General features: G+C 67.7%; 21 protein-coding genes and 1 tRNA gene. 8 read left to right on the top strand and 14 right to left on the bottom strand.

Features of this window, described 5'->3' with window-relative positions; all coding sequences use genetic code 11:
• Nucleotides 1–2: 2 nt before the first annotated feature.
• A complete protein-coding gene (gene solA / locus C8D03_RS00570; protein WP_108044519.1) occupies nt 3–1,142 on the bottom strand; it encodes an N-methyl-L-tryptophan oxidase in 1,140 nt (379 codons plus the stop codon).
• Nucleotides 1,143–1,405: 263 nt separating this feature from the next.
• Here solA and C8D03_RS00565 point away from each other — a divergent pair, with 263 nt between their 5' ends.
• Nucleotides 1,406–3,115, top strand: a complete 1,710-nt coding sequence (locus C8D03_RS00565; protein ID WP_248308632.1) for a methyl-accepting chemotaxis protein — start codon at nt 1,406–1,408, stop codon at nt 3,113–3,115.
• 20 nt (nt 3,116–3,135) lie between these two features.
• Here C8D03_RS00565 and C8D03_RS00560 read toward each other — a convergent pair whose 3' ends face one another.
• From C8D03_RS00560 to moaA, 4 genes are all read right to left on the bottom strand, one after another.
• Nucleotides 3,136–3,900, bottom strand: coding sequence for a hypothetical protein (locus C8D03_RS00560; RefSeq protein ID WP_108044517.1), 765 nt, complete (start codon nt 3,898–3,900; stop codon nt 3,136–3,138).
• Nucleotides 3,901–4,037: 137 nt separating this feature from the next.
• Nucleotides 4,038–5,498: a hypothetical protein gene (locus C8D03_RS00555; RefSeq protein WP_108044516.1), complete on the bottom strand. Its 1,461-nt coding sequence runs from the start codon at nt 5,496–5,498 to the stop codon at nt 4,038–4,040.
• Nucleotides 5,488–5,985 (bottom strand): hypothetical protein, encoded by a 498-nt coding sequence (locus tag C8D03_RS00550; protein WP_146170020.1) that lies wholly within the window; start codon nt 5,983–5,985, stop codon nt 5,488–5,490. Before C8D03_RS00550 ends, C8D03_RS00555 begins: the two co-directional genes overlap by 11 nt.
• A gap of 216 nt (nt 5,986–6,201) precedes the next feature.
• Entirely contained in the window at nt 6,202–7,206 is a 1,005-nt protein-coding gene (moaA, locus tag C8D03_RS00545; protein WP_181301273.1) for a GTP 3',8-cyclase MoaA, read from the bottom strand.
• 231 nt (nt 7,207–7,437) lie between these two features.
• Here moaA and C8D03_RS00540 point away from each other — a divergent pair, with 231 nt between their 5' ends.
• Complete coding sequence (locus tag C8D03_RS00540) at nt 7,438–7,806, top strand: gamma-butyrobetaine hydroxylase family protein (protein WP_108044513.1); 369 nt, start codon at nt 7,438–7,440, stop codon at nt 7,804–7,806.
• Between the two features lie 21 nt (nt 7,807–7,827).
• Here C8D03_RS00540 and C8D03_RS00535 read toward each other — a convergent pair whose 3' ends face one another.
• The 6 genes from C8D03_RS00535 to gph form a co-directional block, all read right to left on the bottom strand.
• Nucleotides 7,828–8,232, bottom strand: a complete 405-nt coding sequence (locus tag C8D03_RS00535; RefSeq protein WP_248308299.1) for an AtzH-like domain-containing protein — start codon at nt 8,230–8,232, stop codon at nt 7,828–7,830.
• Nucleotides 8,229–9,407 (bottom strand): amidase, encoded by a 1,179-nt coding sequence (locus C8D03_RS00530; RefSeq protein WP_181300565.1) that lies wholly within the window; start codon nt 9,405–9,407, stop codon nt 8,229–8,231. Before C8D03_RS00530 ends, C8D03_RS00535 begins: the two co-directional genes overlap by 4 nt.
• A gap of 147 nt (nt 9,408–9,554) precedes the next feature.
• Nucleotides 9,555–10,133, bottom strand: a complete 579-nt coding sequence (locus tag C8D03_RS00525) for a L,D-transpeptidase (protein ID WP_108044512.1) — start codon at nt 10,131–10,133, stop codon at nt 9,555–9,557.
• A gap of 245 nt (nt 10,134–10,378) precedes the next feature.
• On the bottom strand, nt 10,379–10,615 hold the full coding sequence (locus C8D03_RS00520) for a hypothetical protein (protein ID WP_146170019.1): 237 nt from the start codon (nt 10,613–10,615) through the stop codon (nt 10,379–10,381).
• A 213-nt stretch (nt 10,616–10,828) separates the two neighbouring features.
• Nucleotides 10,829–10,903 (bottom strand) — tRNA-Val (locus C8D03_RS00515).
• 37 nt (nt 10,904–10,940) lie between these two features.
• Nucleotides 10,941–11,645: a phosphoglycolate phosphatase gene (gene gph / locus C8D03_RS00510; RefSeq protein ID WP_108044510.1), complete on the bottom strand. Its 705-nt coding sequence runs from the start codon at nt 11,643–11,645 to the stop codon at nt 10,941–10,943.
• Nucleotides 11,646–11,777: 132 nt separating this feature from the next.
• Between gph and C8D03_RS00505 the strand changes: the two genes are divergently transcribed.
• From C8D03_RS00505 to C8D03_RS00485, 5 genes are all read left to right on the top strand, one after another.
• A complete protein-coding gene (locus tag C8D03_RS00505) occupies nt 11,778–12,149 on the top strand; it encodes a hypothetical protein (protein ID WP_181300563.1) in 372 nt (123 codons plus the stop codon).
• Between the two features lie 198 nt (nt 12,150–12,347).
• A complete protein-coding gene (locus tag C8D03_RS00500; RefSeq protein WP_108044509.1) occupies nt 12,348–13,799 on the top strand; it encodes an NAD-dependent succinate-semialdehyde dehydrogenase in 1,452 nt (483 codons plus the stop codon).
• Nucleotides 13,796–14,497: a ribose-5-phosphate isomerase RpiA gene (rpiA, locus tag C8D03_RS00495; protein ID WP_108044508.1), complete on the top strand. Its 702-nt coding sequence runs from the start codon at nt 13,796–13,798 to the stop codon at nt 14,495–14,497. The genes C8D03_RS00500 and rpiA overlap by 4 nt, the downstream gene beginning before the upstream one ends.
• Nucleotides 14,498–14,757: 260 nt before the next feature.
• Nucleotides 14,758–15,276 carry a DUF2059 domain-containing protein gene (locus tag C8D03_RS00490; protein ID WP_181300561.1) on the top strand — a complete coding sequence of 173 codons (519 nt, stop codon included), beginning with the start codon at nt 14,758–14,760 and terminating at the stop codon, nt 15,274–15,276.
• Between the two features lie 147 nt (nt 15,277–15,423).
• Nucleotides 15,424–16,461 carry an SDR family oxidoreductase gene (locus C8D03_RS00485; RefSeq protein ID WP_108044506.1) on the top strand — a complete coding sequence of 346 codons (1,038 nt, stop codon included), beginning with the start codon at nt 15,424–15,426 and terminating at the stop codon, nt 16,459–16,461.
• A 6-nt stretch (nt 16,462–16,467) separates the two neighbouring features.
• Here the strand turns inward: C8D03_RS00485 and C8D03_RS00480 are convergent, their stop codons facing one another.
• The 3 genes from C8D03_RS00480 to C8D03_RS00470 form a co-directional block, all read right to left on the bottom strand.
• Nucleotides 16,468–17,967, bottom strand: coding sequence for a tripartite tricarboxylate transporter permease (locus C8D03_RS00480; protein WP_108044505.1), 1,500 nt, complete (start codon nt 17,965–17,967; stop codon nt 16,468–16,470).
• Between the two features lie 12 nt (nt 17,968–17,979).
• A complete protein-coding gene (locus C8D03_RS00475) occupies nt 17,980–18,459 on the bottom strand; it encodes a tripartite tricarboxylate transporter TctB family protein (protein ID WP_108044504.1) in 480 nt (159 codons plus the stop codon).
• A 103-nt stretch (nt 18,460–18,562) separates the two neighbouring features.
• Complete coding sequence (locus tag C8D03_RS00470; protein WP_108044503.1) at nt 18,563–19,525, bottom strand: Bug family tripartite tricarboxylate transporter substrate binding protein; 963 nt, start codon at nt 19,523–19,525, stop codon at nt 18,563–18,565.
• 228 nt (nt 19,526–19,753) lie between these two features.
• Here C8D03_RS00470 and C8D03_RS00465 point away from each other — a divergent pair, with 228 nt between their 5' ends.
• A complete protein-coding gene (locus tag C8D03_RS00465; RefSeq protein ID WP_108044502.1) occupies nt 19,754–21,025 on the top strand; it encodes an O-antigen ligase family protein in 1,272 nt (423 codons plus the stop codon).
• The last annotated feature ends 4 nt before the right edge of the window (nt 21,026–21,029 follow it).

Genomic DNA, 21,029 nt, shown 5'->3' with positions numbered 1-21,029 from the left:
GTTCAGGCCGCGAAGCGGTCGAGCGAGAAGGGCCCGAGATCGAAGGCGGATTGGCCGGAGGTCGACAGGTCGGCGAGAATCTCGCCGATCGCGCTGGCGAACTTGAAGCCGTGGCCGGAGCAGGCGGAGGCGAACACCGCCTGCGGAACGCCGGGGACGCTGTCGATGATGAAATCCTCGTCGGGCGTCACGCTGTAGACGCAGCCCTTCACGGTCAGCGGGTCGCCCGCCGCATCGGGCAGGTAGCGCGCCAGGCAATCCCGGATCAGCGCGACCTGGCGCGGGCTCGGCGTCCGGTCGTCATCGCGCGGATCCATCGGCTCGCGGCCGAAATGCGGGCCGCCCAGCTTGAAGCCGGGATGCTCGTAGAGCGGGAAGCCGTAGAATGTGCCTTCCTCCGCGCTCAGGATGAAGACCGGGAACACGTCGGGGCGGTAGAGCTCCGGGCGGCGCGTGGTGAACCAGCCGATCGCCTGCCGGACGGTCGCGACGTTCTTCGCCAGCGCCGGCACCGCATCGGCGATCCAGCCGCCCGAGGTGATCACGAGGCGCCCGGCCGAATAGGTGCCGCGCTCGGTTCGAACGATGACGCCGCCCTGCGCGGTCGGCGTCCAGTCGAGCAGCGGCTCGTTCGTCCGGATTTCGGCGCCGCGCGACTGCGCCAGCCCGACATGGGCATAGATCGCCTTTTCGGAGGCGACGAAGCCGCCATCGGGCTGCCACAGCCCGATATGGCCGCCGGGCAACTGGAAACCGGGGAAGCGCCGGGCGAGATCCTTCGCATCGAGCTGTTCATGCACCAGCCCATGGTCGAGGCAGGATTGCAGCGAAGCCTCGACCGGCCCGGACCCGGCCGGCGCCAGATCGAGCGAGCCGGTGACGTGAAGCAGCTTCAGCCCGGCCTCGTCGCCCGTCTGCTGCCACAGCTCATGGGCGCGCCGGACGATCGGCACATAATGCGAGCCCTCGAAATAGGCGATCCGGATGATCCGGCTCAGCCCATGCGACGAGCCCATCGCATGGCCGAGATCGAAGCGTTCCAGCCCCAGCACCTTCAGGCCGCGCTTGGCCAGATGCCAGCAGGCGGCCGACCCCATGGCGCCGACACCGGCGACGATGACGTCGTAGCTGTTGCTCGTCATGGCGGGGCTCGCTGGGCGGGTGGGATGAGAGCTGCGGGGCAGGCGCGGACGGGGAAGGAGGTGGTGCCGGAGCCTTACAGGCGCGGTCGGTCCGGGTCCATGCCCGCGGACGCCCGATCCTCCCGCGCCCGGTGCAGCAGTCAGTTTTTCTTAACAATGTCCGACCATAACGGGGAGGCGACTTAACCTAACGGGATGGGCTGATGCACCGCAGGGTTCGACGCTGGCTGAGCAGTCGAAGCCAGACGGCTGCCGTGGAGCCCATGATGGCCGAGGCGGCGATCGCCGCCGTCGGTCCGGCCGATGCGCGCAGCGCCGGCGAGGCCGCCGATCGCGAGGCCGTCACCGTGCTGGAGCAGGATGTGGTGGCGGCGATGCGCCGTCTCACTGCCGATCTCAGCAGCGCCGAGCAGTTCTCGTCCGAATCCGAGACGCGCTCCGGCGCCATTCATGAGAGCGTTATCGGCATGCGTGCGGCGACAGCCAGCGCCAGCGTCAATTCGGTCGCTCTGGTGACGGCGTCGCAGCAGGTCTCCGATGCCGCCGAGCAGATCGGCAGCTCGATGAGCCATGCGCGCGAGCGGCTCGAAGCCGCCGCGACCCGGGCGGGCGAGGCGACCGACATGATGAGCGGGCTCGCGGTCGCGACCGCGGAGATTCGAGGCATCGTCGATTCGATCGCCGAGATCGCGCGCCAGACCAATCTGCTGGCGCTTAACGCATCCATCGAGGCGGCGCGGGCCGGAGAGGCTGGGCGCGGCTTCGGCGTCGTCGCTCAGGAGGTCAAGCTGCTCTCGGTCGAGGTGCGCGAGGCGGTCGACAACATCCGCAACCGCGTCGATCGGCTGACGCAGGCCGCCCACGGTTCGGCCGCCATCGTCACCGATGCGCTCCAGATGGTTCGGGACGTCAATCCGGTGATCGCCGCCATCGGCAACGCCTCGCAGGAACAGGCCACCGCGACGGCGGAACTCTCGCGCAATGCCGGCGAGACGGCGCGCTTCGTCGAGACCGTCGTCCAGCATGTCGACGAGATCGACCGGGTGGCGCTCTCGGCGGCCACCGAGAGTGCCAATGCCCGCCGGGCCACGGCCAAGGGCGCGACGCGCGCGGGAGGCATGCTGCGCCGCTTCATCCCGACCCTGCGGCATTCCTCCTTCGCCGACCGACGCCAGCATGACCGTTTTCCGGTCGAACACTGTGCCAAGGCGCGGCTCGGCACGGTCGATTTCGTCAGCCGCACCATCGATCTCAGCCGTGGTGGTGTTCTGCTCGCGCGCCCCGAGGACCAGAGATTCGCACCCGGTCTCTTCGGCACGATCGAGATAGCCGATCTGCCGCCGGTGCCGTGCCGCATGGCCGCGACGAGCGAACTCGGCCTGCATGTGGCCTTCGATCGGCAGGCTCTCGGCGAGACCCGCCTGCTCGACGGCCTGATCGAGACCGTCGAGAGTTCCTACCGCCCGCTGATCGACAAGGCGCAGGCCTTCGCCATTGAGGTGTCCGCATTGATGGCGGATGCGCTGGGCGGGGGGCTCGTCGGGGAGGTCGAGCTCTTCGACGCGGACTACATCGCCGTGGCCGATACGGAGCCCCAGCAATACGATACCCGGGCGCTGCCGGTGCTCGAGGCGATCCTGCCGCCCCTGATGGCGCGCATGCTCGCAAGCGATCCGCGCCTGCTCTTCACGGTGCCGATCGACCGCAACGGCTTCATCCCGGTGCACAACGACGCCTATGCCCAGCCGCAGCGCGGCGGCGATCCGCTCTGGAACGCGGCCCATTCGCGTAACCGGCGAATCTTCGACGATCGTGCCGGCATCGCGGCGGCGCGCTCGGTGCGGCCCTTCCTCGTCCAGGCCTATCTGCGGGACATGGGCGGCGGCGTCACCGAAATGGTGCGCGAGGTCGATGCGCCGCTCAGGGTCAACGGTCGCCACTGGGGTGGCGTGCGCATGGCCTACCGGATGTAGGGTTCGCGCCGGGTGGATGCCTACAGCCGTTCCCAGACGAACGGGATGTTGAGCCCGCGCAGCGTCTGCTGCCAGAGCGAGCCGGCCTGTTCGAGGCGCTGGGGATCATACACGCCCTGGACCTGATGAACCTGCAGGCGCCAGGCGTTAGCTCCTGAATCCTGCCAGACCTTGCCGACGAGGCGCTTGAGGCGTTCGGGATCGCGTGCTGTGGCGTTCGTGCCGAAGACCGTGAACTGGTTCGAGTTCTGCAGCATGTCGGAGACCAGAACGAGCGCCTTCTCACCCTCCCGCACGCGGGTCTCGGGGCGCGAGACGACGTCGCCGACCGCTTCGACGATCGGTGACAGGTTCCCCTTGGCGGGTTGCGTCAGCACTGCCAGCGCATCGTCGAGCGGCCTGCCGAATTTCTCGACCCAGCGGACATAGTCCCGGCGCGGATTGCCGATCAGCTCGCTCGCGGTGCGCCCCGGATTGCACAGCGACAGCAGCGGCGGAAAGCCGGGCTCGAACACGTCGTTGAAGACATAGATCGAGAGCATCCGGTCGGCCGGCAGTTCGTCGCCGATCCGCTTGACCAGCCGTTTCAGCCGCCCGGCCTGGACTTCGCTCCAGGGATCGCTCTTGTCGACAAGCACCAGCGTATGGCCGACCGCGCCGGTCTTCAGGCACAGCGACTCGGCATCGCGCGGCGGGCCGCGCAGCAGCGACGGCGCCGCGAAGAAGCCGACCAGCGCGACGCCCGCCAGGATGGAGGCGACGATCGCCCAGCTCTCGCTCTTCATAGGGTGCTCTTCATTCCGTCGCCGAACTGCATGTGCTGCCTAGAGCATCGCACCGAAAGGTGGAATCCACTCTCGGATAAATCTCATGCTAGAACAAAGCGCTCGATCGCCTCGGGTTTGATGGTATGGGCGCCGATCTAGCGCGGCATTGCGGCGAATTCTGCGTTGATCTGCCGGCGGGTCGCTTCGTCTTGCTCGAAGGCGTCGCGCCCGGCTTCGGCGGCGCGCGTCTTCAGCCGCTCGATTTCCCCGGCGAGATCGAGCGCACGCACCAGGGCCAGCCTGTCCCGCAGCTTCGCCTCGACGAGGGCCGGCATATTGGCAAGCTGGCGCTCGAAATCCTCGATCAGGGCCTTGACCGCGCCATGCTCGGGAAGCTCGCTTGGCTGGTCGATTTCGGCGACGTTGAGCTGCTGCGAGAAATAGGCCGGTGGAATATCGGTCCGCACGCGCAGATTGGCCTCGCGGTACTGCATCAGGGCGGCATCCTTGGCGTTGCGCAGTTGTGCGAGCCTCGCCACATAGAGGTCGCGCACCTGGTCTGCTGTCGCCTTCGATGTCTGCAGGCGACCGAGTTCGCGCGTGCAATCCTCCTTGAAGCCGTCGATCTGGGATCGAACGATTTCCAGCTCCGGCAGGAGTTCGATATCGAGCCGGCGCCGCTCCTCCTCGACCGCACTCCAGCGCTGCCGCCAGCGCTTGTAGGCATTGCCGTGGCCCGGATAGCTGCCGAACGCGGAATAGCCCTTCACGGCCGAGGCGAAGGCGACGATGCAGCCGATCAGCACCAGCGCTGCCGATTTCAGCTCGGTGATCCCGAGCGGGTTCTCCAGCATGCGCGGCAGCACCTGCAGCGAGCGTGCATCGGGCGTGGCGATCAGCATTTCCCGATAATGCCCGACGGCAAGGTTGAACATCACGATCAGGATGATCAGCGCGACATAGACGGGCAGGGCCCAGAACAGATGCGAGGCCCGCACATGCTGGCAGTAGCGCGCCGGCCACATCCCGGTGAGGAAGCCCAGCGAGATGTTGAGCGCGGAAATGATCACGGCCGTGGCGGCGCCGCCGACCAGGCCGAACTCGCTGGCCTCCGCGAAGAAATTGCCGTTGAGCAGGCTCTCGATCGCCAGCGGCACGATCAGGAACAGCAGGATGAACTGCCATTTGTCGATCTTGGGATCTGCGGTGCGGCGATGCGTGTAGTTGAAGTACTCGTATTCGCGCTTGGCCTTGAGCGCATCGTAGACGCGCTGCTCCAGCTCGCCGCCATGTCGGTTCAAAAGCCCGCGCATCGACGCCTCGATGGAGCGGACACGGCCCTCGTAGCGCTCCTGTGTGACCGTCTCGCGCCGGCCGACGATCTCCGCATGCAGATTGTTCAGAGCGGCGGCCGCCTCCTGCCGGATGGCGCCGAAGAGTTCGATGACCCGCGCCAGCAGGGTCAGTTCGGTCTGCGAGGGCAGGGTCGAATGTGGCGGCGGGTTGTTCTCCAGCGCGTCGCTGGCGCCGTGATGCCCGGCCTGCACCACCTCCGCGAGATGATGGGCGGTGATCGGCGGGATCGTGCCGCCGGCGGGGCCAGGTTCACGCGCCATGGACGGCGCTCGCCAGGAACTGCCGGGCCTCGACGACATCGACGTGGAAATCCCGGAAGCCTAGCCGGGCCGGCCTGCGATAGCGCCGCTCGAACCAGCCGGTCAGCGCCAGCAGCACGGCTGTGACGCCAAGCGCGGCCCAGCCTTCCATACCCTGCTCCGCCCCATCGGACAGGGCACGCAGCGCCACCGCCGCCGCAAGGATCGTGGCGAGCGCGAGCAGGGCGCCGGCCCGGTGCCGGCCGAAATCATGCGCCAGTTGCAGCACGGCCTCGATGCCGGCGATCATGGTGAAGGCGCAGAGTTCGAGCATGACCACGCCCGTCAGGGCCGCGGCGATGCCGGCGCCAATGCCGCTGGGCGAGGCCGGCGACAGGGTCATGAACACCGTCCGCGCCGACCATCCGGCCAGAAGCACACAGCTGAGCCCGAGCAGCGCGAGCAGGAGGGAAAGCAGCCGCAGCCGGGGCCAGAGCCGCACGGCCATGATCGTCAGTCTTGCGATATGGGTTTCCTGCACGAAGCGTGAGACGGCATCTGCGATCGATTTGAGCCGAGGAAGAAAGCCTCTGATCATCGAACGCCCGCAACAGCCACCATCGAGGAACCGTTAAGCCTTTCGAGGGACGCGTCAAGGCGCGAGCCGCAAAGCCCGTTCGCCGTCCCCGCCCGCCGGTCTGGCGACTCCGGACGGCGGCCACCCTCAGCCGCCGGTGACGCTCATATGCCGTCCGACGGCAGGCTTCGCGCCCTGGCGCTCGATGACGAAGTCGTGCCCCTTCGGCTTGCGCGAGATCGCCTCGTCCATGGCACGGTGCAGCGCGGCATCCTCGGCGGAGGCCCGGATCGGCGCGCGCAGATCGGCGGCGTCCTCCTGGCCCAGGCACATATAGAGGGTGCCGGTGCAGGTCAGCCGCACGCGGTTGCAGCTCTCGCAGAAATTATGCGTCATCGGCGTGATGAAGCCGACGAGCCCGCCCGTCTCCTGCACGCGCACATAGCGCGCCGGTCCGCCGGTCCGGTAGGGGTCCTCGACGAGGTTGTATGTGTCCATCAGCCGCGCCCGCACGATGGACAGCGGCAGGAACTGGTCGATGCGCCCGGGCTCGATCTCGCCCAGCGGCATGACCTCGATCAAGGTCAGGTCCATGCCGAGGCCGTGCGACCAGGTCATCAGGCTTTCGATCTCGTCCTCGTTGACGCTCTTCAGCGCAACCGCGTTGATCTTGACGCGAAGCCCGGCCTTGCGGGCCGCCTCGATGCCGGCGAGGACCTTGTCGAGATCACCCCAGCGCGTGATCTTGCGGAACTTGTCGGGGTCGAGCGTGTCGAGCGAGACGTTGATCCGCCGCACGCCGTAATCCGCCAGCTCCTGCGCATAGCGCGTCAGCAGCGAGCCGTTGGTCGTCAGCGTCAGCTCTTCCAGCGCGCCCGAGGCGAGGTGGCGCGAGAGCGAACGGAACAGGCTCATCACGTCGCGCCGCACCAGCGGCTCGCCGCCCGTCAATCGCAGCTTGCGTGTGCCGCGCGCGACGAAGGCGCTGGCGACGCGGTCGATCTCCTCCAGCGTCAGCAGGTCGCGCTTGGGCAGGAAGGTCATGTCCTCGGACATGCAGTAGACGCAGCGGAAATCGCAGCGATCCGTCACGGAGATGCGCAGATAGGAGATGTCGCGGCCGAACGGGTCGGTCAGCGGCGCGCGCGTCACGGGCGCAAGCGTGCCAGGTCCTGCGGTTTTCGGCGTGAGGGTCTCGAGAAGCACGGTCGGCGCCTGCCCTGATCATGGTTGCCGCCCCGGCGCGATCGCGTGGCGGGCCGCATTGCTATCACCTCCAGACATTGGCATGGCAATGATCAAGGTCAAGCGCAGCCATTGTCGCGGCCGTCACTGAGTGCCCCATTCGTCCGATTAAACCACGTCTTGTGAGCGAGCCCAGCCATGTCGTCCTGGCCGACCGAAATCCGCCTCTCGAAGGACCGCCGGACCCTCCACATCACCTTTGAAGATGGCACGAGCCATGCGCTTTCGGCCGAATTGCTGCGCGTCGAAAGCCCCTCGGCGGAGGTGCAGGGCCATGGCCCGACCCAGAAGAAGACCATCCCCGGCAAGGCCGAGGTCGAGATCCTCAAGGTCGAGCCGGTCGGTCACTATGCCGTGAAGCTGACCTTCGACGACATGCACGACACCGGTATCTATGGCTGGGACTATCTGCGCGAACTGGGTGAGACCGGCGAGGCGAAGATGCAAGCCTATCTCGACGCACTGGCCGCCCAGGGGCTGTCGCGCGAGCCGCTGCGCAAGAGGTGAGGGCGCGGATGAGCTCCGGCCTCAATAGAGTCGTATGCCGTCCATGGTCGAGACGTGGGCCGAGATGACCTTCCAGCCGAGATCTGGAAAGCGCACCCAGCTCTGGCTCTGCCGGCCGATCAGGTCTCGTCCGCGAACCTTGAATTCCAGGTTCACCGTCGCGATGTCGCGCCCGAGCGTCAGGATCTCGAGCCTGATCCGCTTTTCCTTGATGCCAGGCCCCGGCGGCCGGGCGACGCGATGACCATGGATCTCGGCAAACCCGTAGCCGTTCTCGTGCAGCGCATAGCGGATCGTGTGCGGGCTGTTCCAGAAGGTCGCGTCGAGCACATCGACAGTCTTGTCGATCAACGCCTGCTCGTAGCGTTCGAACAGCGCTGCGACTTCGGCGACGATGTCGGGCAGGTTGGGTGTCAGGTCGGTCACGAGGCGGCCTCCATGGCTTTGGCGACGGCGATGAGCGCGGCGTCCGTGCCGCGCCCGCCGATGATCGAAAGCCCGACCGGCGCGCCATCCACGTTCGCACCGGGCAGGCTCACCTGCGGCGAGCCGGTCAGGCCGCCCTGCGCGCACAGGCAACTGATCCGGTCCTTCAGCGCTTGCAGGACCGGCTGGGGCAGGCCGCGTTTCGGCGCGGGAAACGGCGTGGTCGGCAGGCACAGGATCGTGCCCGGCGGCAGCAGGTAACGCAGGCGCGCCCGCGCTTCCTGTCGCATCAGTGCAGCCCAGACACGATCCGCCTCCGGCATCCGCGCCCCGTTGAGCAACCCGGCTGCGACGCTGAATGCCATGCGGGGATTGGCGCTTTCGACCCAGGGCCGGAAGGTCTGCCAGGCTTCGACGGGCTGAAGCGTCCGTTGGGCCCTGGCCCAGACCGAAAGGCCCTGGGGAGCCATGATTTCCTCGCGCACGTCGCCGACGATCCGTCCGAGGCGCGCGACCATGGGCGCCAGCGCCTCGGCAACCTCCGGATCCGCGAAGCCGAAGGCATCGACAGCAACGAGAAGCCGCGTCGGCAGCGGGCCGGGCGCCTCGCCCAGCATCACTGTGGAAACGCGGGCAAAGGTCTGTGCATCGCGCGCGAACCACCCGGTCGTGTCAGAGGTTGGCGCTTGCGGCAGCATGCCGGTGACATCGACCCGGCCATGGCTCGGGCGGATGCCGTAGAGCCCGCAGAAGCTCGACGGCACGCGCACCGAGCCGCCGGTGTCCGTGCCGAGCGCCGTGTCGCAGAGCCCGGCTGCAACCGCAGCCGCCGACCCGGAAGACGAGCCGCCCGGCACGCGATCCGGCGCAGCGGTGTTGACGGGCGTGCCGTCGAACGCGTTCTCGCCGAGGATGCCGAGCGAGACCTCGTCGGTGATGGTCTTTCCGACCAGATCGGCTCCCGCATCGAGCAGGGTCTGGACGGCCCAGGCGTGGCGCTCGGGAACGGGGTTGAACGCCGCCCAGTCGTGGTTGCCGCCGCCGGTGGGCACGCCCGCGACGTCGAACAGATCCTTGACGGCGAAGCTCAGCCCGGCGAGCGGCCCGTCAGCCCGGCCTGAAATCCGAACCCGCGGACCGGGCACGAAGGCATTGACGACATCATCCAGGTTCATTTTCGATCAGCCGTTCGCATGAATGTGCTGTTCCTCGGGATACCCGCGCGCGCCCGGCAGATGCCGCCGGGCGGGCCAGACGCCATCGCCGACAAAAAAGGGCCGCCCGGAAGGGCGACCCTGGTCGAGATGACGATGCCGTCCCTCTCAGCGGGCGACGACGACCCGGGTTCCGACCTTCACGCGCTCGTAGAGGTCGATCACGTCCTCGTTCAGCATGCGGATGCAGCCCGACGACACCGCCTGGCCGATCGTCTCCGGCTCGTTCGAGCCGTGGATGCGGTAGAGGGTCGAGCCGAGATACATGGCGCGCGCGCCCATCGGGTTTTCCGGGCCGCCCGGCATGAAGCGCGGCAGGTCGGGGCGGCGCTTCAGCATCTGGGACGGGGGCGTCCAGGTCGGCCATTCGGTCTTGCGGGTGATGCTCTGCGAGCCGGCCCAATCGAAGCCGGGGCGGCCGACGCCGACGCCGTAGCGCATCGCCTTGCCGTCGGGCATCACGAGATAGAGGCGGCGCTCGGTCGTGTTGATCACGATCGTGCCGGCATTGTACTTGCCGCTGAAGGAGACGACCTCGCGCGGGATCGCAGTCGCCTGCGCCTTGGACGGGTCCTCATAGGTGAACAGCGGCTGGCGGGTCAGCGGGTCGATCTCGGCGCGAGCGGATGTCGCAAGGCCAAGCATGCCAAGGCCAGTGAACATGGCCATACGGAAAAAGCGGTTCATCGGGACCTCGGGCGGCGGCGAAAAGGGGCGCGGGACACGAAGCTGACCACAAAAAGTCAACATCTCCTCAATTTCCTGTCAGAGTCATGCCAGCGGTGCAATCGGCCGCTCATCACATCGGTGCGAGCAGGCAGGCTTTGATGCGGCGCGTTGCGCGCCTGCAACATGGCGGCCTCGGCAGCGCCCATGCGCCGCAGCGTCGACGTCCGGCGGCGATGGTCGCGGCAGCAAGTTCGGCCGCCGCCTCAGATGTCGAGGTCGGCGATCCCGAAGGTCTGGAGCAGCTCCTTGCGGCTCATGCAACTCACATCATAGGTCACCGCGCGACCCTTGAACTCTGGCCGCTGACCGAACGTCCTGGTCATCGATGCGGTGATGCCGTCGATGCGTGCCTCGCAGGCCTCGACGCTGGTGAACTGCACTTCCGCAACGCGTGTAGAGGTGCATTTCGGCTCGCCCGCCACGCAGGCGAGAATGATCATCGTGAACGCGTCCATCACCCGCCCTTCGGATTCGGATGTCGATTGTCCCCAGCAACAGGGCGGGCAGCAAGTTCTGCGCCAGACTGCCCGGGTGCTTGTCCCCGGCCTTGTCGCGATGCGGGCGAGGGACGCCTGCGGCGCGCATGCCCTGCCGCAGGCCAGTGCCGGCGGAGCTCGAAGAAAGCGGCGATGTCGGAGCGCGGAAGGGGGAAATGGTGGGCGACACAGGGATCGAACCTGTGACCACTCCCGTGTGAAGGGAGTGCTCTACCGCTGAGCTAGTCGCCCGCACCGGCGCTTCTCCTAGTCGGCGCGCGCCGTGGCGTCAAGAATGCGCCACAGCCTCGCGGCCGATCCGGCCACCGATCACCTGGCGAACGGCGTCGGCCAGCGCGTCGAAATGCTGGATAATCACATCGGGCGCGAGCGTCTCGATCGGCACGTCGGTATAGCCGAAGGGCACGCAGATCGTCGGAATGCCCGCCGCACGCGCGGTCGCGATGTCGGTGCGCGAGTCGCCGATCATCACGGCCCGGGCCGGATCGGCCTTGGCCGCTTCGATCGTCAGGGTCAGGTGCCGCGGATCGGGCTTGTGGAAGGGAAAGCTGTCGCGCCCCGCCACCGCCGCGAAACGCTGCGAGATCTTGAAATGATCGAGGATCAGGCGCGTGTGCAGGATCGGCTTGTTGGTGCAGACGGCGAGCGCGTAGCCCTCGGCTGCGAGCGTATCGAGCGCTTCCAGCACGCCGTCGAAGAGATGGCTGTTGGACGCGACATCCTCGGCATAGATCAGTAGGAAATCCTCGAATAGCCGTTCCAGCGTCTCCTCGTCGAGCGGCTGGCCCGAGACGCGGAAGCCCCGCTCGATCAGGGCGCGGGCACCGGCCCCGACCAACTCGCGGGCCCGCTCCAGCGGCAACGCCGGCAGGCCTTCGCGCTCGAGGATGACGTTCAGCGTGCGCATGATGTCGGGCGCCGTTTCGGCGAGCGTGCCGTCGAGATCGAAGACGACGATGGGGGGCAGGCTCATCGGTGCGGCTCTCCTAGCGTGACGCGAGCCCGCTTAAAGGCGCTTCGACCCGGCTTTGCAAGCGGCCGAGGGGACATCATCCACTCGGCCAATGGTGCTATCGTTCCGGCGATTCGCGGAAGGAATGGTGTGGTGTTGAAATCCCTCGGACGATTGGCAGGCATGGCGCTCGGCGGCTGGCTCGCCCTGGGCGGAGCGGTCCTGGCCGCGCCTTTCGAATTCGCGCCTGCGCCGCAGACCGATCTCAATCGGGTCTACCGCATCGACAAGGCGACCGGCGAGGTCGCCGCCTGCCAGTTCCAGCTCAAGGAAGGCGGCGTCGGCGTGACGGTCTGCTTCCCGGCCGGGGAGGGCGCCGGCCCGCAGCCGCCGAGCGACTACGCCCTGATGCCATCCCGCCACGAGCGCGAGGGTGGCATCTTCCGGGTCAACATCCGCACCGGCGAGATGAGCATCTGCTACGTCTTCGACGACAAGACCGTCTGCACGGCGCAGGCCAAATAGCCCCCCGAAATAAGTAGCCCGCCGAAATAATCCGCCGCCGGGCAGGCTCAAAAGCGCAGGACCTATTGCTGTTATGCGCCGCTGGCCGGTCGTCAGCCGTGACGCCGGCATGCTAGATGCAGACGCGAATTCATCCCTTCGCGTCCAAGTTCTTCCCGTCGCGTCCAAGTTCTTCATTTCGCGTCATCGAGGCCCGTCATGCTCACGTTGAACGATCCCACTCTCCTGAAGTCGCAGTGCCATGTCGATGGCGCCTGGATCGGCGAAGGTGTCGATGCTGTCGACAATCCGGCGACCGGCGAGGTTCTGGCGAAGGTGCCGCGCTTCGGTGCGGACGAGGCCACGGCTGCGGTCGAGGCCGCCTCGCGCGCCTTCAAGCCCTGGGCGAGGAAGAGCGCCAAGGAGCGCTCCGTCATCCTGCGCAAATGGTTCGACCTGATCATGGCGAACCAGGAGGACATCGCCCAGATCATGACGGCCGAGCAGGGCAAGCCGCTGGCCGAAGCGCGCGGCGAGGTCGCCTACGCCGCCTCCTTCGTCGAATTCTACGCCGAGGAAGCCAAGCGCATCTATGGCGAGACGATTCCCTCGCCCTTCCCGAATTCGCGCATCATCGTCGCAAAGCAGCCGGTCGGCGTCTGCGCCGCGATCACGCCTTGGAACTTTCCGGCCGCGATGATCACCCGCAAATGCGCGCCAGGTCTCGCTGCGGGCTGCACCTTCGTGGTCAAGCCGGCTCCCGACACCCCGCTCACGGCGCTCGCTTTGATCGAGCTCGCGATCCGCGCCGGCTTCCCCAAGGGCGTGCTCAACATCGTCACGGGCGATGCGGTCGCGATCGGCAAGGTCATGACCAGCCATCCGGCGGTGCGCTTCATCGGTTTCACCGGCTCGACGCCGGTCGGCAAGCTCCTGATGCAGCAGGCCGCCTCGACGGTGAAGAAGGTCGGGCTCGAACTCGGCGGCAACGCCCCCTTTATCGTCTTCGACGACGCCGATATCGACGCCGCCGTGCAGGGCGCGATCGCGGCCAAGTTCCGCAACATGGGCCAGACCTGCGTCTGCACCAACCGGCTCTTCGTGCAGGACGGTGTCCATGACGAATTCGTCGCGAAGTTCGCCGGTGAGGTCGCGAAGATGAAGGTCGGCAACGGCACCGATGTCGGCGTCGTCCAGGGCCCGCTGATCAACGAGCGCGCGGTCGAGAAGGTCGAGCGCCACGTTGCCGACGCGGTCAGCCATGGTGCCAAGGTCGTCGTCGGCGGGCATCGCCACGCGCTCGGCCGCACCTTCTACGAGCCGACGGTGATCTCGGGCGTCACCACCAAGATGCTGGTGACCAACGAGGAAACCTTCGGCCCCGTCGCCCCGGTCTATCGCTTCAAGACCGAGGACGAGGTCGTCGCCATGGCCAACGACACGCCTTTCGGGCTGGCGGCGTATTTCTACTCGAAGGATCTCGGCCGCGCCTTCCGCGTCGCCGAGGAGCTGGAATACGGCATGGTCGGCATCAACTCCGCCATCCTCGGCACCGAGGTCGCCCCCTTCGGCGGCGTCAAGGAATCCGGCCTCGGCCGCGAGGGCTCGCTCCACGGCATGGAGGAGTTCGTCGAGATCAAATACATGCTCATGGGCGGGCTCGGCGCGTGACCCAGGATGATCTGAAGAAGCTCGCAGCGGCGCGCGCTCTCGAATTCGTCCGGCCGGGGATGCGCCTCGGTCTCGGCACCGGCTCGACGGCGAAGCATTTCGTCGACCTGCTCGGCGCCCGCGTTGCGGGTGGTCTCGGCGTCATCTGCGTCTCGACCTCGGAGGTGACGGAGGCGCAGGCGCGCGCGCTCGCCATCCCGATGTCGACGCTCGACGAGACGCCCGAACTCGATCTCACCATCGACGGCGCCGACGAACTCGATGCCGAGCTTCGCCTGATCAAGGGCGGCGGCGCCGCGCTGCTGCGCGAGAAGATTGTCGCGGCAGCCTCGGCGCGCATGATCGTGATCGCCGACGACAGCAAGCTCGTGGATACGCTCGGGCGCTTCCCGCTGCCGATCGAGGTCGTTCCCTTCGGGCTGGAGGCGACGCGCCGCGCCGTCCTGGCCGCGATCGCGTCGGCCGGTGCGTCGGGCGAACTCGTCTTGCGCCGCAAGCCCGATGGCAGCGTGCTCCTGACCGATGGCGGCCACTACATTCTGGATGCCCATCTCGGTGTCATCACCCGGCCGGAAGCGCTTTCTGCCGCGCTGGCGGTGATTCCCGGCGTCGTCGAACACGGCTTGTTCATCGGCTTTGCCACCGCCGCCATTCTTGCCAGCGGCACGGGCCTGACCGTTCTCGGAACGCTCGAATAGCGGCCTTTCCCGAAGGGGCGCGGCCCGCTGGCGGACATGACGTCGCCGGGGCCGCGCATCGTCCCGGGCGAAAACCGATTTCCACTTTACGCATCGATGCTCTATGGAGACCGCGAGATGCCAATGCGGTCGCGGGGCGGGGTTGAGTCGAGCCCGGCAGGGCGTTACCGAAACGATCAGGCGGCTGATGTGCCAGGCAGGCGCGGGCCGCGATCCAGTTGTGAATGCGCGAACCGGCGCATGATGAAGGGGCCAACGCCATGATCCGTCACCATTTCGTCGGCGCGGCCGTCAGCCTGGCGCTTCTTGGCGCCATGCCCGCACAGGCCCAGACCGCCGCGCAGCCGGCGCAGCCCGACATTCCCCAGTCTTATCTCGAGGCGGGCCGGGATGTCGTGATCCTCTCGGGCCTCGCCGAGTCCTTCGAGGCGATCTATCTCGAGTTCCGTGAGCGCGTCAGCCAGACCGTCGGCACGACGCGTCCCGAGGTCCGCAAGGACATGGAAGACGTGATCGAGAAGCTCCGCCCCGAGGCCGAGAAGAAGCGCCAGGAGATCATCGCCTCTGCCGCCTACATCTTCGCCAAGCGCATGAGCGAGGCCGATCTCAGGGAAGTGGCGGCCTTCTTCAAATCGCCGGTCGGGCAGCGCTACAATGCGATGCGCCCGCGCGCGATCGACGAGATTTTCGCGCTGCTCCAGCCCTGGAGCCTGCAGACCAGCAATTTGCTGTTCGACCGCTTCAGCGAGGAAATGCGCAAGCGCGGCCACCAGCTCTGATCTGAGACGCCTGTCTCGCACGCGACCGATATGACGGAGCCGCCGGGGCCAAGCGCCGGCGGCTGCTTTCGTTCCGCGGGCGCCATGGCGGGCCGGAGCCGGTCAGTGCCTTGTGCCGTCTAAGAGATGTCGAGCCGGAGCGTTCCCATGAAGACTGGTTCAGTGCTCGTTACCGGCGGCTCCGGCTTCCTTGCCGGCCATTGCATCCTTGCCTTGCTGGCTGCGGGGCATCGGGTCCGCACCACCTTGCGTTCGCCGCAGCGGGAGGCCGGGCTTCGCGCCGCACTGGCTTCCGCCGGCATCGACCCCGGCGCGCGTCTCGATATCGTGACGGCCGATCTCACCGCCGATGCCGGCTGGGCCGAGGCCGTGGCGGGTTGTCGCCATGTCCTCCATGTTGCCTCGCCGCTCTCGGCCGCCGCGCCGAAGCATGAGGACGAGCTGATCCGCCCGGCAAGGGAGGGCACGCTGCGGGTGCTGCGGGCAGCCCATGCGGCCGGTGTCGAGCGCGTGGTCCTGACCTCCTCCTTCGCCGCCATCGGCTATGGCAAGCCGCTGAGCCGGCCTTATGCGGAGAGCGACTGGACCGACCCGTCCGCGCCCGGCCTCGCTGCCTATCCGAAGTCCAAGACGCTGGCCGAGCGGGCCGCCTGGGAGTTCGTCGATGGGGAGGGCACGAGCCTGGAGCTCGTGGTGATCAACCCCGTCGGCATCTTCGGTCCGCTGCTCGGGCCCGACATGTCGGCCTCGATCCTGCTGGTGAAGAGCATGCTCGAGGGCCGGCTCGCGGCACTGCCCCGGCTGATGTTCGGCGTCGTCGATGTCCGCGACGTTGCCGATCTGCATCTGCGGGCGATGACGGATCCGGCCGCCGCCGGCGAGCGCTTCATCGCGACAGCCGGCGACTTCCTGACCATGCAGGAGATCGCGCAGGCGCTTCGTGATCGGCTCGGGCCCGCCGCGGACAAGGTCTCGACCCGCGTGCTGCCGGACTGGCTGGTGCGTCTCGTCGCCCGTTTCAGCGCGGCGGCCCGGCAGGCGGCGACGCCGGAACTGGGGCGCAGGAAGAATGCCTCCAGCGCCAAGGCCCGCGCCATGCTCGGCTGGGAGCCGCGTCCGGCGGCCGAGGCGCTCGCCGCGACGGGCGAGAGCCTGATCCGGCTCGGGATCGTTCCCGGCCGCTGACGGACCTCAGTCCTCGGCGGCCTTGAACCTGTTCAGCCCCTTCATCGCGAAGGGCGCGACCAGCGCAATGAAGGCAAGCCCGAGCAGCGTCGCCGAGATCGGGTTCTCGAGCAAGATCATCGGATCGCCGAGGCTGATCTGGAGGGCGCGCCGGAGCTGCGCCTCGGCCATCGGCCCGAGAATCAGCCCGACCACCATCGGCGCGACCGGATAGTCGTAGCGCCGCATCAGATAGCCGAGATAGCCGAACAGGAAGAGCATGCCGAGCTCGACCGGCGAGGCGTTGACGGCAAGAGTGCCCATGGTCGCGAAGACCAGGATGCCGGCATAGAGCCAGGGCTGCGGCACGGCGAGCAGCTTCACCCAGAGCCCGATCAGCGGCAGGTTCAGGATCACCAGCATGACGTTGGCGATGAACAGCGATGCGATCAGGCCCCAGACCAGGTCGGGCTTCTCGGCGAAGAGCAGCGGTCCGGGATTGAGCCCGTATTGCTGGAAGCCCGCCAGCATGATCGCCGCCGTCGCGGAAGTCGGCAGGCCGAGCGTCAGCAGCGGCACCAGCGTGCCGGCGGCCGACGCGTTATTGGCCGCCTCCGGCCCCGCCACGCCCTCGATCGCGCCCTTGCCGAATTCTTCCGGATATTTGCAGAGCTTCTTCTCGGTCGAATAGCTCAGGAAGGTCGGCACCTCGGCGCCACCGGCGGGCAGGGCGCCGATCGGGAAGCCGAAGGCGGTGCCGCGCAGCCACGGCGCCCAGGAGCGCTTCCAGTCCTCCTTGCTCATCCACAGCGAGCCCTTGATCGGGATGATCTCCTCAGGGTCGCGGAAGCGCTTCGAGGCGACGAAGAGCGCCTCGCCGACCGCGAACAGGCCGACGGCCAGCGTCGTCACCTCGACGCCGTTCAGCAGTTCCGGCACGCCGAAGGTCAGGCGCGCCTGGCCGGTCAGCTTGTCGATGCCGACGAGGCCGAGCGTGATGCCGAGGAACAGGCTGGTCAGCCCGCGCAAGGGCGAATCCCCGAAGGTCGCCGAGACCGTGACGAAGGCGACGATCATCAGCGCGAAATAGTCCCAGGGACCGAACTTGATCGCGACCTCGACCAGCCAGGGGGCCAGGAAGGCCAACCCGAAGGTGGCGATCAATCCGGCGACGAAGGAGCCGATCGCCGCCGTCGCCAGCGCCGGGCCGCCGCGCCCGGCCTTGGCCATCTTCGAGCCTTCGAGCGCGGTCGCGAGCGAGGCGCTCTCGCCCGGCGCGTTCAGCAGGATCGCGGTGGTCGAGCCGCCATACATGCCGCCGTAATAGATGCCGGCGAACATGATCAGCGAGCCCGCCGGGTCGAGCTTGAAGGTCACCGGCAGCAACAGCGCCACAGTCAGCGCCGGGCCGATGCCGGGTAGCACGCCGACGGCGGTGCCGAGGAAGACGCCGATCAGGCAGAACAGCAGCTTGGACGGTTCGAGCGCGACGCTGAAGCCGTTGAGAAGCGAGAGAGCGGTTTCCATGGCCGGCGGTCCTCAGAGGAACAGGCGTTCGAGAGGCCCGGCCGGCAGCAGCAGGGTCAGGAGCTTGGCGAAGACCAGGAAGATCACGAGGCCGAGCCCGAAGCCGATGCCTGCATCCACCGCCAGCGCGCGCCGGCCGAAGCCCCGCGCGGTGCAGGCGAAGAGGATGGTGATCGCGATGACGAAGCCGGCGCCGGCCGCGATGCAGGCGATCAGGCCGATGAGGCCGCCGATGATCCAGAACAGCGCCGTCCTGTCCGCGGCCTCCGGCCTGGGCAGGCCGTCGCGGAAGGCGACGAAGAGATGCGCCAGGCCCAGTATGACGAGCCCGATGCAGGCGACATAGGGCATCGCCGTCGGTCCGAGACCGTAATTCGAGGTGATCGTCTGCTGCGAGGCGTCGTAATAGACGATTCCTGCCAGCGCGAGCAGCAGGACGCCGACAACAAGGGCGGGCCTGTCGGCTCCGCGGGCCAGTTTCTCGTTCGTCATGGCGTTCCCGTCGTCTGGCTTTGCGTTCAGGGAAAATGGTGCCGAGGCGCGAAGGGGGCCGATCTCCCGGCCCCCTTCCTCTGCCCGCGTTGATGCGAGGGCGTTACTTTACGAGGCCGACATCCGTCATGACCTTGGCGACGCGCACCTGCTCGGCCTTCATGAAGGCCTCGAACTCGGCACCGCCGAGATAGGCGTCGTCCCAGCCGCGAGCCTTCAGGATCTCGGCCCATTCCTTCGACTTCACCAGCTTGGACATGGCGTCCGACAGCGTCTTGGTCTGTTCGGCACTGAGGCCGGGAGGAGCGACGACCGAGCGCCAGTTCATCAGTTCGAGATTGACGCCGCCCTCCTTGAGTGTCGGAGCATCCGGCGCATTGGCGAGGCGCGCCGAGGACGAGACGCCGAGGACGCGCAGCTTACCCGCCTTGATCTGGCCCTCGAACTCGCCATAGCCCGAAATGCCGGCGGTCACCCGCCCGCCGAGCATGGCAGCCAGGGCCTCGCCGCCGCCCGAGAACGGGATGTAGTTGATCTTCTTGGCGTCGCCGCCGGCAGCCTCGGCAAAGAGAGCGGCCAGGATGTGGTCGGCGCCGCCGGCCGAGCCGCCGGCCCAGGTCACCTTGGCCGGGTCGGCCTTGACGCGCTCGGCCAGGTCCTTGGCGGTCTTGATCGGAGAATCCGTCGGCACGACGATAACCAGCGCCTCGGCAGTCAGGCGCGCGATCGGCGTCGTCTGCGACAGGTTCACCGGCGACTTGTTGAGCAGGATCGCGCCCACCATGACGAAGCCGTTGACCATGAGCTGCGAACCGTCGCCCTTGGCGTTGATCAACTGCGCCAGGCCGATCGTGCCGCCGGCGCCGGTGACGTTGTTTACCTGCACGCTCTTGGCGATGCCGGAGGCCGTCAGTGCCTGCTGCATCGATCGCGCCGTGCCGTCCCAGCCGCCGCCGGGCGAGGCCGGGGCCATGATCTTGAGTTCGAGCTGGGCGAAGGCCGCCGTCGAGAGACCGGCCACCGCGACCGCCACGATGGCGCCGCGCTTCAGGATGGATGTGAGCATGTGAATTTCCTCCGCACGCGGCTTCTTTGCGCGTTGTTCGTTCGTCGGCCTGCCACTGATGGCAGGGCGCGTCCTCGTCAATTGCGCATGATTGCACAATCATGAGTCAAGAGATTTCGTCCGGAACGACCCCGGCCCTCGGCTTCTTGGCCTTTGGTTCTACGACCATGGCGCGCGATCTCGACAAGCCACTGGCCGCTGTCGAGATGATCGCGTAAGCGCTGGACGATGAGCACAACGGCCTCACCCGGACCCGGAGTTCCTGCCGCCGAAGGCGCGCTGCCTCCTGTCCTCTCTGCTCGGCTGGCGACGCTGGGCACGGCGTTGCTTGTCCTGATGCCGCTGGCGATGTGGCTGGCCAATCGTTCGGCCCCGCTCGTCCTCGGCCTCGCCACCGTCTCCTTCGGCGCGGCGGCGATCGTCGCGGAAGGCTGGCGCCCGCTGCTGTCGCGTCTGCTTGGGCACCTGCGCGGCGCTGTCGGGCTTTGCCTCTGCGCCTTCATCGCCTGGTCGCTCGTGACCCTGGCCTGGAGCCATCGGCCGGTCCCGGGGCTCGCCGCATGGGGCGAAATGGTCTTGCCGCTGGGATGCGGTCTGGCGATTGTCGCAAGTGGCCGGTTCCGGCATGGCATCGCGGCGGATCGAGGGCTCGCATGGGCGCTCGTCGCGGCGGCTGCCCTGATGATGGCCGAACTGGCCAGCGATCTCTCGCTGCGGGTCATGCTCGGCGTCGGCAAGCAGCAGGGCTTCATTTTCAATCGCCCGGCCCTGACCTGCCTCGTCCTCACGGCGGCCGTGCTGCCGGGGCTTTTACGCCCCGGCGCCATGCCGCGCGACCGTTTGCTCGCCGGCCTCGCCCTGCTCGCGCTCGTCGCGCTCGCCTCGGATTCAGATAGCGGAGCCACAAGCTTCGGTCTCGCCATCATGGCGGTCACCTGGCTCGCGGCCCGGGTTCTGCCGCGGCTGACATTGTCGGCCGTTGCGCTGGGCTTCGCTACGACCATGCTGCTGTCGCCGGTCACGGGCCGGCTCGTCGATGCGAGTTTGCCGCCGGCGCTGCACGAAAAGCTCGCGAGTTCGCATACGCGCGAACGAACCGACATCTGGCTGAGCTTCGGCGAGGCCATCATGGCGCGCCCGCTTCTGGGCTCGGGCTTCGGCACCTCCTCGACGCTGGACCGGCATCCCGTCGCGCGCGAGGTCTCGCCCACGCACCGCCCGATGCTGGCGGTCGGGCATCCTCACAGTGCGCCGATGCAGGCCTGGGTCGAGACGGGCGCGGTCGGCGCCGCGCTGCTGGCCTTCGCCGGCCTCGCCTTCCTGTATCGCCTGCGGCATCTGGCGACGCGTGACCTGGCTCCGCGACTGGCGTTGGCGGCCTCCGCCTTCGCCATCGCCTCCGTCGCGCACGGCGCCTGGCAGGGCTGGTGGATTGCGGCTCTTGCCGCTGCGGCCGTATGGCTGTGCGTCAGCCCGAGCGAACGAGGGCGCGACGCGTGAGAGG

It is taken from the genome of Bosea sp. 124 (assembly GCF_003046175.1).
Taxonomy (GTDB): Bacteria; Pseudomonadota; Alphaproteobacteria; order Rhizobiales; family Beijerinckiaceae; genus Allobosea.
Note: the sequence above shows the minus strand (reverse complement) of the source record. Positions and strands in the feature narration are given on the sequence as shown.